This is a genomic window from Streptomyces atratus, assembly GCF_040655115.1.
Classification (GTDB): Bacteria; Actinomycetota; Actinomycetes; order Streptomycetales; family Streptomycetaceae; genus Streptomyces; species Streptomyces atratus_D.
Genome location: NZ_JBFAJH010000003.1, coordinates 212726 through 224538, shown reverse-complemented (window position 1 = coordinate 224538; position 11813 = coordinate 212726). Strand labels below are relative to the sequence as shown.

General features: G+C 68.6%; 13 protein-coding genes, 1 tRNA gene, 1 pseudogene and 1 riboswitch. Of the genes and pseudogenes, 10 read left to right on the top strand and 5 right to left on the bottom strand.

Annotation, left to right across the window (positions count from 1 at the left end):
* Positions 1-203 precede the first annotated feature (203 nt).
* Positions 204-1514 carry a PTS transporter subunit EIIC gene (locus AB0I23_RS06200; RefSeq protein ID WP_359107297.1) on the bottom strand — a complete coding sequence of 437 codons (1311 nt, stop codon included), beginning with the start codon at positions 1512-1514 and terminating at the stop codon, positions 204-206.
* Positions 1515-1735: 221 nt separating this feature from the next.
* Here AB0I23_RS06200 and AB0I23_RS06195 point away from each other — a divergent pair, with 221 nt between their 5' ends.
* The 4 genes from AB0I23_RS06195 to rdgB all read left to right on the top strand — a co-directional run bounded on the left by AB0I23_RS06195 (position 1736) and on the right by rdgB (position 4024).
* Positions 1736-1969: a PTS glucose/sucrose transporter subunit IIB gene (locus AB0I23_RS06195; protein WP_359107295.1), complete on the top strand. Its 234-nt coding sequence runs from the start codon at positions 1736-1738 to the stop codon at positions 1967-1969.
* Positions 1970-2154: 185 nt separating this feature from the next.
* On the top strand, positions 2155-2892 hold the full coding sequence (gene rph / locus AB0I23_RS06190; RefSeq protein ID WP_359107293.1) for a ribonuclease PH: 738 nt from the start codon (positions 2155-2157) through the stop codon (positions 2890-2892).
* 102 nt (positions 2893-2994) lie between these two features.
* Positions 2995-3387, top strand: a complete 393-nt coding sequence (locus AB0I23_RS06185; protein ID WP_359107291.1) for a hypothetical protein — start codon at positions 2995-2997, stop codon at positions 3385-3387.
* 34 nt (positions 3388-3421) lie between these two features.
* Entirely contained in the window at positions 3422-4024 is a 603-nt protein-coding gene (gene rdgB / locus AB0I23_RS06180) for an RdgB/HAM1 family non-canonical purine NTP pyrophosphatase (RefSeq protein WP_359107290.1), read from the top strand.
* 43 nt (positions 4025-4067) lie between these two features.
* On the opposite strand, the gene AB0I23_RS06175 is transcribed toward rdgB, so the two are convergent.
* The 3 genes and pseudogenes from AB0I23_RS06175 to bcp form a co-directional block, all read right to left on the bottom strand.
* Positions 4068-4150 (bottom strand) — tRNA-Leu (locus AB0I23_RS06175).
* 51 nt (positions 4151-4201) lie between these two features.
* A pseudogene (locus AB0I23_RS06170) lies at positions 4202-4309 on the bottom strand (HNH endonuclease); the annotation flags it as partial.
* A gap of 196 nt (positions 4310-4505) precedes the next feature.
* Positions 4506-4973 (bottom strand): thioredoxin-dependent thiol peroxidase, encoded by a 468-nt coding sequence (gene bcp / locus AB0I23_RS06165; RefSeq protein WP_359107288.1) that lies wholly within the window; start codon positions 4971-4973, stop codon positions 4506-4508.
* Between the two features lie 127 nt (positions 4974-5100).
* Between bcp and AB0I23_RS06160 the strand changes: the two genes are divergently transcribed.
* The 3 genes from AB0I23_RS06160 to AB0I23_RS06150 all read left to right on the top strand — a co-directional run bounded on the left by AB0I23_RS06160 (position 5101) and on the right by AB0I23_RS06150 (position 6303).
* A complete protein-coding gene (locus tag AB0I23_RS06160) occupies positions 5101-5421 on the top strand; it encodes a DUF3618 domain-containing protein (RefSeq protein ID WP_359107286.1) in 321 nt (106 codons plus the stop codon).
* Positions 5422-5475: 54 nt separating this feature from the next.
* Complete coding sequence (locus AB0I23_RS06155) at positions 5476-5814, top strand: GroES family chaperonin (RefSeq protein ID WP_359107285.1); 339 nt, start codon at positions 5476-5478, stop codon at positions 5812-5814.
* Positions 5815-5877: 63 nt separating this feature from the next.
* Positions 5878-5944, top strand: a riboswitch (guanidine-III (ykkC-III) riboswitch).
* A gap of 38 nt (positions 5945-5982) precedes the next feature.
* Positions 5983-6303: a DMT family transporter gene (locus AB0I23_RS06150; protein WP_359107283.1), complete on the top strand. Its 321-nt coding sequence runs from the start codon at positions 5983-5985 to the stop codon at positions 6301-6303.
* Positions 6304-6474: 171 nt separating this feature from the next.
* Here the strand turns inward: AB0I23_RS06150 and AB0I23_RS06145 are convergent, their stop codons facing one another.
* Positions 6475-8790, bottom strand: coding sequence for a transglycosylase domain-containing protein (locus AB0I23_RS06145; protein ID WP_359107281.1), 2316 nt, complete (start codon positions 8788-8790; stop codon positions 6475-6477).
* 212 nt (positions 8791-9002) lie between these two features.
* Here AB0I23_RS06145 and AB0I23_RS06140 point away from each other — a divergent pair, with 212 nt between their 5' ends.
* From AB0I23_RS06140 to AB0I23_RS06130, 3 genes are read left to right on the top strand one after another with little or no spacing between them, the layout of a single operon-like run.
* Entirely contained in the window at positions 9003-9803 is an 801-nt protein-coding gene (locus AB0I23_RS06140) for an ABC transporter permease (protein WP_359107279.1), read from the top strand.
* Entirely contained in the window at positions 9796-10668 is an 873-nt protein-coding gene (locus AB0I23_RS06135; protein ID WP_359107278.1) for an ABC transporter permease, read from the top strand. The genes AB0I23_RS06140 and AB0I23_RS06135 overlap by 8 nt, the downstream gene beginning before the upstream one ends.
* Before the next feature lie 39 nt (positions 10669-10707).
* Positions 10708-11688, top strand: a complete 981-nt coding sequence (locus tag AB0I23_RS06130) for an ABC transporter ATP-binding protein (protein ID WP_359107276.1) — start codon at positions 10708-10710, stop codon at positions 11686-11688.
* Positions 11689-11813 lie beyond the last annotated feature (125 nt).

The following is an 11813-nucleotide window of genomic DNA, read 5'->3' as shown; positions in this document are numbered from 1 at the left end:
GACACACGCGGTGGCCGGTGCCCTGGCCACCGCGCGCTCCCGCTTCACCGGGCCGCGGCAGCCCGAGAGGCGTCGCAAGGTCGGCCGACCCCCCTGCCCCGCCCGGCAAACTCGTCGCGTCGCGGCACCAGCAGCTAGTACGCACGACGGAGCCCCCACCTTCTGCCCGGAAGGCGAGAGCTCCGTCGTCGGCGGCCGAAGGCCTACTTGACGAGGTCTTTCTCGATCTGTGCCTCCAGTTCGTCGGGCTCTCGACCGGGAGTCTGGAGGTTGAACCTGGTGATCGCGAACCGGAAGATCATGTAATACACCACTGCGAAGCAGAAGCCGATCGGAATGATCAGCCAGGGCTTCGTGGCCAGGCTCCAGTTGATGACGTAGTCGATCAGACCCGCCGAGAAACTGAAGCCGTCCTTCACTCCGAGTCCCCAGCTCACGGCCATCGAGACACCGGTGAGTACCGCGTGGATCGCGTACAGAAGCGGGGCGACGAAGAGGAACGAGTACTCGATCGGCTCGGTGATACCCGTCACGAACGACGTCAGGCCGACCGAGAGCATCATGCCGCCGACCGCCTTCCGGCGATGCGGTTTGGCGCAGTGGTAGATCGCCAGCGCCGCGGCCGGGAGCGCGAACATCATGATCGGGAAGAAGCCCGTGGTGAACTGCCCGGCCGTCGGATCGCCCGCCAGGAACCGGTTGATGTCACCGTGCACGACCGTTCCGTCCGGCTTGGTGAAGTCGCCGAACTGGAACCAGACGAACGTGTTCAGGAACTGGTGCAGGCCGACGACCAGCAGTGCGCGGTTGGCGACACCGAAGATGCCGGAGCCCAGCCAGTTCAGGTCCACCAGCCACTTGGAGAAACTGGTCAGACCGTCACCGATCGGCTGCCACAGCCAGGCGCACAGGGCTGCGAAGGCCAGACCGACGAACGCCATGACGATCGGCACGAGACGGCGGCCGTTGAAGAAGCCCAGCCAGTCGACCAGCTTGACCCGGTGGTACCGCTGCCAGAACCACGCCGACATCAGCCCCATCACGATGCCGCCGAACACCCCGGGGTTCTGGTACTGGGCGACCGTCACCTTCGCGCCGGCGGTGACACAGGTGCCGAACCAGGTGCCGCCCGCGGTGAAGGTGGAACCCGGTGCGCAGTCCACCGGGAAGGCGTGCAGCACCGCGTAGTACACGAGGAAGCCGGTCACCGCCGCGAGCGCCGTCGAACCGTCCGACTTCTTCGCCATGCCGATCGCGACCCCGACGCAGAACAACAAGGGCAGGCCGAGACCGGAGTCGAGGAGCGCCCCACCGGCAGCGGCGAAGACCTTCGCGACGTCGTTCCAGCCGAGACCCTCGTCGCCGAACACGTCCGGCTGGCCGAGCCGGTTGAGGATCCCCGCCGCCGGCAGCACCGCGATCGGGAGCTGGAGGCTGCGCCCCATCTTCTGCAGGCCCTGGAAGAAGCTGTTCCACCCCTTCTTCTGTGGCGCGACGGCGCTGCTCGAGCTCATCGGCATCCTCCCGGAACGGGCCACGTTCGGCGGTCGCCGCAAAGTGGTGTAGACCAGTTGCGATACGGCGCGTAACCCGCCCGGAGGACAGGGCGCCGGTGATCGTCATCATTGGTGATGATCAGGTTGTCCGCTCGCGAAGTTGGGCCAACCGTGCGTTACCGTGACGAAACGGACCCATGGTGGGCCGGCACCGGACGTGAAGAACCAGGGAGAACCACATGGCCAGCAAGGCTGAGAAGATCGTCGCCGGCCTCGGCGGTATCGACAACATCGAAGAAATCGAAGGCTGCATCACCCGCCTCCGCACCGAGGTCGTCGACCCGGGCAAGGTCGACGAAGCCGCGCTCAAGGCCGCCGGAGCCCACGGCGTCGTCAAGATGGGCACCGCGATCCAGGTCGTCATCGGCACCGACGCCGACCCCATCGCCGCCGACATCGAAGACATGATGTGACGACCACCCGCTGAGCCGGCCCGGCTCCCCGCCCACAGGCCCCGATCCCACCCGGATGCTGTTGGACAACAGCATCCCACCCGGAACGGGGCCTGCGGGACACGCCCACCACCCCCGCCGCACCCCCACCCGGCCCCCGGCACACCCCGACCGGCGCCCACGGCCCAGCCGATAGGCTCGACGCCATGTCTCGTATCGACGGCCGCACCCCCGAAGAGCTCCGCCCCATCACCATCGAACGCGGATGGAGCAAGCACGCCGAAGGCTCAGTCCTCATCTCCTTCGGCGACACCAAGGTCTTCTGCACCGCCTCCTTCACCGAAGGCGTTCCGCGCTGGCGCAAGGGCAGCGGCGAAGGCTGGGTCACCGCCGAATACTCCATGCTGCCCCGCTCCACCAACACCCGCGGCGACCGCGAAGCCGTACGCGGCAGGATCGGCGGCCGCACCCATGAGATCAGCCGCCTCATCGGCCGGTCCCTGCGCGCCGTGATCGACTACAAGGCGCTCGGCGAGAACACCGTCGTCCTCGACTGCGACGTCCTCCAGGCCGACGGAGGCACCCGCACCGCCGCCATCACCGGTGCGTACGTCGCCCTCGCCGACGCCATCGCCTGGGCCCAGGGCAAGAAGCTCATCAAGCACGGCCGCAAGCCGCTGACCGGCACCGTCTCCGCCGTCAGCGTCGGCATCGTCGACGGCACGCCGCTCCTCGACCTCTGCTACGAGGAGGACGTCCGCGCCGAGACCGACATGAACGTCGTCTGCACCGGCGACGGCCGCTTCGTCGAGGTCCAGGGCACCGCCGAGGCCGAGCCCTTCGACCGCAAGGAACTGAACGCGCTCCTCGACCTCGCCACCAGCGGCTGCGTCGACCTTCGCGCCATCCAGCAGGCGGCCCTCGCGCGCACGCTCGGCGAGTAAAGAAGCAACCAAGTACGCACCACAGAGCGTCGATACGAGTACGGACGCACGGGTCGAACCGTGCGTCCGTCCGCGTATCCGCACCCGGGGAGGAACCGCACCATGGCCAAGGCCACCCGCCACCGCCGCATCACCGTCGCGCTGACCCTGACCGCTCTCACCCTCACCGCCGCGGCCGGCTGCGGCGCCGTCGACAAGGCCCTCGACTGCGTCCGTACCGCCGACGCCATAGCCACCAGCGTCGACAACCTCCAGCAGGCCGTCTCCAACGCCTCGAACGACCCCACCCAGGCATCCGAGGCCCTCGACGAGATAGACAAGGAACTCGGCAACCTCGGCGACAAGACGGACAACGCCGACCTCTCCAAGGCCGTCGACGACCTCCGGACCGGCGTCAAGAACGTCCGCGACGCCATCGACCAGGGCGACGCCACCCCGGACATCACCCCGGTCACCGACGCCGCCAAGGAGATCGGCAACGTCTGCACCTCCTAGCGGAGCCCACCCGGCACCCCGCGATAATCGGCACATGACCCGCCTGATCCTCGCCACCCGCAACGCCGGGAAAATCACCGAACTCCACGCGATCCTCGCCGACGCAGGGCTCACCCACGAACTCGTCGGCGCGGACGCGTACCCCGAGATCCCCGACATCAAGGAGACCGGCGTCACCTTCGCCGAGAACGCCCTCCTCAAGGCACACGCCCTGGCCCAGGCCACCGGTCACCCCGCGATCGCCGACGACTCCGGCCTCTGCGTCGACGTACTCGGCGGCGCCCCCGGCATCTTCTCGGCCCGCTGGGCCGGCACCCACGGCAACGACCGCGCCAACCTGGACCTGCTGCTGGCCCAGCTCTCCGACATCGACGACGCCCACCGCGCCGCCCACTTCGCCTGCGCGGCGGCCCTCGCCCTCCCGGACGGCACGGAACGCGTGGTCGAGGGCCGCCTCCTGGGCACCCTCCGCCACACCCCGTCCGGCACGAACGGCTTCGGCTACGACCCGATCCTGCAGCCGGAGGGCATGACCCGGACCTGCGCGGAACTGACCCCGGCGGAGAAGAACGCGATCAGCCACCGGGGGAAGGCGTTCCGGGCGCTGGTGCCGGTGGTGCGGGAGCTGGTGGGGTGACCTAAGGCAGTGGGCCGCCCTGTCGAGGCGGCCCACTCCTGTGTGCGGCCGGTGGGATTCGAACCCACACGGGATTTCTCCCACGGCGTTCTAAGCGCCGCTCGTCTGCCATTCCGACACGGCCGCCAGCCGTCAATCATGGTATCGGCCCGGCCACCGTGCGCGAGAGAGGGTTCGTCAACGCGTGCTGCGGCGGCTGCCCCCTCGGCACCAGGTGTCAGTGATGGCGTGGCAGTTCGGACAGAGCAGCCGCAGGTTCTCGACGCGGTCGTCGCTCCAGTCACCCGTTTCCGTATGGCGCGGAAGAGGGTGGGGTGGCGTTTGGCCGCTTCGGGGTCGGCCACCTGCTGAAGGTCGGAGGCCGCCATGGCCGGGTCCTTTCCTTGGTGGGGTGTTCCAGGAAGGGCCTCTGCGCGGTCATGGCGGTCGCAAACCGATGGGGAGTGAAAATGCGACGCCCGTCACAGGGGCGTGGCGTCGGTCAGATGCCGAGGTCCTTGATGATTTTGGCGACGTGGCCGGTGGCCCTGACGTTGTAGAGGGCGCGCTCGACCTTGCCCTCTTCGTCGACGACGACGGTGGAGCGGATGACGCCCGTCACCGTTTTGCCGTAGGAGTTCTTCTCGCCGTAGGCGCCGTATGCCTCGAGGGTTTCCTTGGAGGGGTCGCCGACGAGCGTGACCTTGAGGTTCTCCTTCTCGCGGAATTTGGCGAGCTTCTCGGGCTTGTCGGGGGAGATGCCGATGACGTCGTATCCGGCGCCGGTCAGGAGCTCCAGGTTGTCGGTGAAGTCGCAGGCCTGCTTGGTGCAGCCGGGAGTGAGGGCGGCCGGGTAGAAGTAGACGATGACCTTGCGTCCCTTGTGGTCGGCGAGCGAGATGTCGTTGCCGTCGGCGTCGGGGAGGGTGAAGGCGGGGGCGGTGTCGCCGGGCTGGAGTCGCTCGCTCATGGTTCTCCTCAGGGGCGTGTGGGCTGTACGGGACCGAGCGTAATAGGGGTGCCGCCGGGTGTGTGGGCGGCCGAGCTGACAGACTGTCGATGAAGGTGTACCGGACGAGGACCACGGAGGCGGCGCAGTGTCGGATGCCAGGACCCCTGCGCAGATCGAGGCGGACATCATCAGCAGGCGTGAGCAGCTTGCGGTGGTGCTCGATGAGATCGGGGTGCGGGTGCACCCGAAGACGATCATCGGTGATGCGAAGGCCAAGGCTGCCGAGGCCGTGGACCGGACGGCCGGGCGGGCGTTCGTCGCGGTGAACCGGACGGTGTCGGACGTGAAGGCGCAGTTTGTGACGGAGGATGGCGCGCCGCGTCTGGAGCGGGTGGTTCCGGCGGCGTTGCTGGCGGCCGGTGTGGTGGGGCTGCTGGTGGTGTCGGTGCGGCGCGGGAAGCGTTGAGAAGGCTGACCCCGGGGGCGTGCGGGACGGCTGTGGACAGGTAGGTTTCAGGTCGTGAGCGAGAACACCGACGACAAGCTGCCCATTCGCATGCTGCATGACCGCGTGCTGGTCCGGTCCGATACGCCTGAGGGTGAGCGGCGTTCGGGCGGCGGCATTCTGATTCCGGCGACGGCTGCCGTGGGGCGCCGGCTGGCCTGGGCCGTGGTGGTTGCGATCGGCCAGAATGTGCGGACGGTGGAGCTGGGCGACCGGGTGCTGTACGACCCCGAGGACCGTGCTGAGGTCGAGGTGCGCGGTGTGGCGTATGTGCTGATGCGGGAGCGGGATCTGCACGCGGTGGCGGCGGACCGGTTCGAGGGTTCGGTGGATTCGACCGGGTTGTATCTGTAGCTCTGCCGCCTGTGAGACGTGTGGCGTAAGGCCTGGTGACCGGTGTCACCAGGCCCTTTGCATGTTTTTGCTAGGGTGGTGGGACCCCGACGAGACGCGCCGTACCGGGTTTTCGCAAAGACGACGCACCCGTGATGTCCGTGTGTCTGTGGTGTCGGAGGTGCCGTCGTGGCGTGGGTTCTGCTTGTTGTTGCCGGTCTGCTGGAAGTGGGCTGGTCGATCGGGATGAAGTACACGGATGGGTTCACCCGGTTGTGGCCGAGTGTGGGCACCGGGTTCGGGATCGTGGCCAGCATGGTGCTGTTGTCGCAGGCGGCGAAGACGTTGCCGATCGGTACGGCGTACGGCGTGTGGGTCGGTATCGGTGCGGCGGGGGCGGCGGTGCTCGGCATGGTGGTGCTGGACGAGCCGGTGACCGCCGCCCGGATCTTCTTCGTGTCTCTGTTGCTGGTGGCTGTGGTGGGGCTGAAGGCGACGTCGGGGCACTGAGTTCCGTAAGACCGGCCGGCAATTGGGGGGCGGCGTCACGGGGCTGGGGCACGCACCTCGCGGCGTTGTCGTCAATCACCATGGCTCCGCCATGGCTCAATCCTCCGCCTTGCGATGCACGCACCCCAGCCCCGCTCCTTCGCCCACCCCCCAATTGCCGGTCGGTCTAGGTCACTCGGTTTGGGTCGGGGGGGCGCCGGCGGCGCCCTGGGGGAAGAGCTCGTCGATGCCGCCGTTGTCGTCGCCGAAGGTGTCCGTGCTGCCGTCGGCGGGCGGTGCCGAGGTGGCGGGTTCGCTGGTGGCGGGGCTGGTGGGCGGGGTGCTGGGCGGACTGCTCGGCGGTTGGCCGGACGGTGTCTCGGACGGGGTACCGGTGTCGGTGGGGCCGGTGCCTTCGTCGGTGGGCAGGGCGGGTTCCTCGGCGCCGCTTTCGAGTTCGAGGTCGAATTCTTCGACGGCGGTGCCGCTGAGTGCGGCGCCGGTGTACTGGGCCCAGGTCTGGGCGGGGGCGCCGGCGCCGTTGACGCGGGACAGGCCGAGTGCTCCGTACAGCGGTTTCTGTACGCCGGTGTCGGGGTCCTGGCCCATGACGGCGATGACGGTCGCGAGGTTCGGGGTGTAGCCGGCGAACCAGGCGGCTTTGTCCTCCTCGGCGGTGCCGGTCTTGCCGGCGGCGGGGCGGCCGGCGCCCTGGGCGGCGGTTCCCGATCCGTTTTCGACGACGCTCTGCAGGATCGAGGTGGTGGTGTCGGCGGCTTCGCGGCTCACGGCCTGTGTGGTGCTCCTGCCGGGGAGTGCGAGCTCCTCGGCATTCTTGCTGATCTTGTCGACGAGGGTGTAGGTGCCGTGTCTGCCGTGGTTGGCGAGCGTCGCGTACGCCCCGGTCATGTCGAGCACGCTGGCGGTGGATGTGCCGAGTGCGATGGACGGCGAGGCGGTCAGGTCGGGGGTGTTCTCGGGGATGCCGAGGGCGATGGCGGTGTCTTCGACGGTGCCGGGGCCGACGTCCTCGGCCATCTGTGCGTAGACGGCGTTGACGGATTTGTCGGTGGCGGCTCGGACGGTGATGGGTCCGTAGCTGATGTCGTCCTCGTTGGCGGGGGCGTATCCGGTGGGGCCGTTCGGGCCCCGCACCATGCGTCTGTTGGTGCCGTCGTAGAGGGTGTTGGGGGTGATGCGCCGGCCGTACCGGGTGGTGGACCGGTTGGCGACGGCGGAGGTGAAGACGAACGGTTTGAAGGTGGAGCCGACCTGGTAGTCGCGGCGGGTGGCGTTGTTGACGTACTGCTTGGTGTAGTCGATGCCTCCGTACATGGCGACGACCCGGCCGTTCGCGGGGTCGATGGAGGCGCCGCCGACGCGGACGTTGCGGTCGGCCGGGCGTTCGTTGCTCGTCATCGACATCACGTTGTCGTTGACGGCTTTGACCAGGGCGTTCTGCTTCTTCTTCTCCAGTGTGGTGGTGATCCGGTAACCGCCGGTGGCGAGTGTGTTCTCGTCGATGACCTTGTGGGTGGTGAGGTAGTCCTTGACGGCCTGGACGATGTAGCCGCGCTGTCCGGAGAGTCCGGTGGAGGCCTTCACCTTGCCGGGCACGGGGAACCGCATGGTGGCGCGCTCGGATGCGCTGAGCCAGTTCTCCTTGACCATGCCGTCGAGTACGTAGTTCCAGCGGGCGACGGCCGCGGCCTTGTTCTCGGGGTGGACGACGACGTCGTACGCGCTGGGGGCGTTGAGCAGGGAGGCGAGGTACGCGCCTTCGGCGGTGGTGATGTCGCCGATGTCCTTGCCGTAGTACGCCTGCGCCGCGGCCTGGATGCCGTAGGCGTTGCGGCCGAAGTAGCTGGTGTTGAGGTAGCCCTCGAAGATCTGGTTCTTGCTCACTTCGCGGTTGAGCTTGATCGCGATGAAGAACTCCTTGGCCTTGCGCATGACGGTCTGTTCCTGGCCGAGGTAGTAGTTCTTCACGAACTGCTGGGTGATGGTGGAGCCGCCCTGTGTGCCTTTGCCGGTGAGGGTGTTCCAGCCGGCGCGGACCATGGCCTTGATGTCGACGGCGCGTTCGGAGTGGAAGTTCCGGTCCTCGGCGGCGAGGACGGCGTGCTGGACGGTGAGGGGGACCTGGGCGAGCTGGATGTTCTGCCGGTTGATCTCGCCGTCGCGGGCGATGATGCTGCCGTCCTTGTAGAGGTAGACGTTGGACTGCGCGGTGGCGGTGGGGTTGGCGGGCGGGATGCCGACGAGCTGGTATCCGGCGATGAATCCGCCGATCAGGACCAGGGCGATGACGAGGAGCGTGGCGAGCGTCATGCGCCAGGTGGGGACGGCCCGGCGCCGGCCGGTGCGCCCGGGGCGGTTCTTGCTCCCCTTTTTCCTCCCGCCGGGGGCGGCTGGGCCCGCGGGGGCGCCGGTGCCGGCAGAGGGGTCCCTCGGGGCCCGGTTCCCGTGGTCGGGCCCCCCGCTCTGCTGCAGTGGCTCGTCGCTCATATCGGTGGAGACTCCTCGGCCGCGGTCGGTTTCCCCATAGTGCCCTTTTCTGTGGAATAAGCCCCGGATCGACCCCGGACCGACCTGCGATCGCTCCCGGATCGGCCGCCGAAAAGCGGTCGCGGTGGCTGTTCCCGCTGCACTAGGGTCGTGCGCTTTGGTGTCCAACGCGGTTGGGCGCACGAGTGCGAACGAGTGCGGGGGTGATGGGGATGCGGTTGTACGCGGTGGTTGCGGTGGGCGGGTTCCGGCGCCATGCCACCTACCGGATCGCGACGGCGGCGGGGGTGTTCACCAACACCGTCTTCGGTTTCATCCTGGCGTACACCTATACGGCGCTGTGGGACGAGCGTCCGCAGCTCGGCGGCTACGACATGTCCCAGGCGCTCACATATGTGTGGCTGGGGCAGGCGCTGCTGGCGACCTCCGCGATGATGGGCGGCGGATTCGAGGACGAGTTGGTCGAGCGGATCCGCACCGGTGATGTGGCGGTCGACCTCTACCGGCCGGTCGATCTTCAACTGTGGTGGCTGGCCGGCGATGCGGGGCGGGCTGCGTTCCAGTTGCTGGCGCGCGGTGTCGTGCCGATGGTGCTGGGGGCGCTGGCGTTCCCGCTGTCTCTGCCCGGCTCGCCGGGGGTCTGGTTGGCGTTCCTGGTCTCGGTGGCGCTCGGTGTCGTGGTCGGTTTCGCTCTGCGCTATCTGGTGGCGCTCTCCGCGTTCTGGCTGATGGACGGGGCGGGTGCGGCGCAGATCGCGTTCCTGGCGGGGCTGTTCTTCTCGGGTCTGCTGCTTCCGCTGACGCTGTTCCCGGGGGTGCTGGGCGAGGTGGCGCGAGCGTTGCCGTGGTCGGCGCTGCTCCAGGTACCGGCCGATGTGTTCCTCGGGAAGCACGCGGGGTGGGGGCTGGTGGAGGCGTTCGCCTTCCAGGGCGGCTGGGCGTTGGCGTTGTTGCTGGCGGGGCGGCTGGTGCAGTCGGTGGCGACGCGGAGGGTGGTGGTTCAGGGTGGCTGAGGTCACCGAGGTCTCGCGGGCCGTCGAGGTGCCCGATGCGGTGTTCGTCGAGCGGTCGAGGCTGGTCGAAGGGGTCCGCGCGTACGGGCTGATTGTCGCGATGTGGCTGCGTTCGACGATGGCGTACCGTGCCTCGTTCGCCATGACGGCGTTCGGGAACTTCGCGGCGACGGGCTTCGACTTCGTCGCGATCCTGCTGATGTTCGCGCACGTCGACGAGTTGGGCGGCTACACGCTGCCGGAGATCGCCCTGCTGTACGGGGCTTCGGGCACCGCGTTCGGGCTGGCCGATCTGGTGCTGGGGTCGATGGACCGGCTGGGTCGCCGGGTCCGGGACGGCACGCTGGACACGCTGCTGGTGCGCCCGGTTCCGGTGCTGGCCCAGGTGGCGGCGGACCGGTTCGCGCTGCGCAGGCTGGGGCGGATCACGCAGGGGCTGCTGGTGCTCGGTTACGGGCTGGCGGCGCTGGACATCGCGTGGACGCCGCTGAAGGTGGTGATGATCCCGCTGATGCTGCTGAGCGGGGCGGCGATCTTCGGCGCGGTGTTCGTGGGCGGGGCGGCGTTCCAGTTCTTCGCGCAGGACGCGGCGGAGGTGCAGAACTCCTTCACGTACGGCGGGAACACGCTGCTGCAGTACCCGCCGACGGTCTTCGCGAAGGACCTGGTGCGCGGGGTGACGTTCGTGGTGCCGCTGGCCTTTGTGAACTGGCTGCCCGCGCTGTTTGTGCTGGGCCGGGAGTACCCGCTGGGGCTGCCGGAGTGGGTGGCGTTCCTGCCGCCGGTGGTGGCGGGGGTGTGCTGGGTGCTCGCGGGGGCGGCGTGGCGGGCGGGGCTGCGCTCGTACCGGAGCACGGGAAACTGAGACCGGCCGGTCTGAGGACGAGCGGAGCGAGGACGGGGCATGGATACGGGTACGGGTTTCATTGAGCTCGACGGTGTCGAGAAGGTCTTCGACGTGCGCCGCAGGACGGGTTTCCTGCGCAGCGAGCGGCGCGAGGTCCGCGCGGTCGACGGGATCGGCTTCCGGGTGGAGCGCGGCGAGATGGTCGGCTACATCGGCCCGAACGGCGCGGGCAAGTCGACCACCATCAAGATGCTGACGGGCATCCTCACCCCGAGCGGCGGGCGGCTGCGGGTCGCCGGCATCGATCCTTCCAGGGAGCGTACGAGGCTGGCGCACCGGATCGGTGTGGTCTTCGGCCAGCGCACCACACTCTGGTGGGACCTGCCGCTGCGCGACTCGTACCGGCTGGTGCACCGGATGTACCGGGTCCCCGACGCCAGGTTCCGGGAGAACCTGGACCGTTGTGTCGAACTTCTGGAACTGGGCGAGCTGTTGGACGTGCCGGTGCGGCAGCTCTCGCTCGGGCAGCGGATGCGCGGAGACATCGCGGCGGCTCTGCTGCACGACCCGGAGGTGCTGTATCTGGACGAGCCGACGATCGGCTTGGATGTGGTCTCCAAGGCCAAGGTCCGTGAATTCCTGAGGGACTTGAATGCCGATCGGGGCACGACGGTGCTGCTCACCACCCACGACCTGACGGACATCGAGCAGCTCTGCCGACGGGTGATGGTGATCGATCACGGCCGCCTGATGTACGACGGTGCGCTCGCCGGGCTGCATGAGATCGGTGAGAGCGAGCGCACGCTGGTCGTGGATCTGGAGCGTGAACTCCCGCCGATCCGGCTGGAGTCGGAGCCTTCGGTGCGTACGGTGAAGGTGGAGGGGCCGAGGCAGTGGCTGGCGTTTCCGGCGTCGGGTTCGGCGGCTCCGCTGGTGGCACGGATCGCCGCGGAGTATCCGCTGGTGGATCTCTCGGTGCGGGAGCCGGACATCGAGGCCGTGATCGCGAAGATGTACGCGTCGGCCGAGGCGCGGTAGATCCCAGGCGTGGCGGATCCCAGGCGCGGTAGATCCCAGGAGCGGTGGATCGGAGGCGCGGTGGATCCCAGGCGCAGGGGAGACGGGGCGCGGTGGATCCGAGGTGCGCCGGGTCCGAGGCGCGG

What these genes read in the sequence shown, in the direction of transcription:
- AB0I23_RS06200 (WP_359107297.1), bottom strand. Translation starts at nt 1,514, where the DNA reads ATGAGCTCGAGCAGCGCCGTCGCGCCACAGAAGAAGGGGTGGAACAGC.
- AB0I23_RS06195 (WP_359107295.1), top strand. Translation starts at nt 1,736, where the DNA reads ATGGCCAGCAAGGCTGAGAAGATCGTCGCCGGCCTCGGCGGTATCGAC.
- rph (WP_359107293.1), top strand. Translation starts at nt 2,155, where the DNA reads ATGTCTCGTATCGACGGCCGCACCCCCGAAGAGCTCCGCCCCATCACC.
- AB0I23_RS06185 (WP_359107291.1), top strand. Translation starts at nt 2,995, where the DNA reads ATGGCCAAGGCCACCCGCCACCGCCGCATCACCGTCGCGCTGACCCTG.
- rdgB (WP_359107290.1), top strand. Translation starts at nt 3,422, where the DNA reads ATGACCCGCCTGATCCTCGCCACCCGCAACGCCGGGAAAATCACCGAA.
- bcp (WP_359107288.1), bottom strand. Translation starts at nt 4,973, where the DNA reads ATGAGCGAGCGACTCCAGCCCGGCGACACCGCCCCCGCCTTCACCCTC.
- AB0I23_RS06145 (WP_359107281.1), bottom strand. Translation starts at nt 8,790, where the DNA reads ATGAGCGACGAGCCACTGCAGCAGAGCGGGGGGCCCGACCACGGGAAC.
- AB0I23_RS06140 (WP_359107279.1), top strand. Translation starts at nt 9,003, where the DNA reads ATGCGGTTGTACGCGGTGGTTGCGGTGGGCGGGTTCCGGCGCCATGCC.
- AB0I23_RS06130 (WP_359107276.1), top strand. Translation starts at nt 10,708, where the DNA reads ATGGATACGGGTACGGGTTTCATTGAGCTCGACGGTGTCGAGAAGGTC.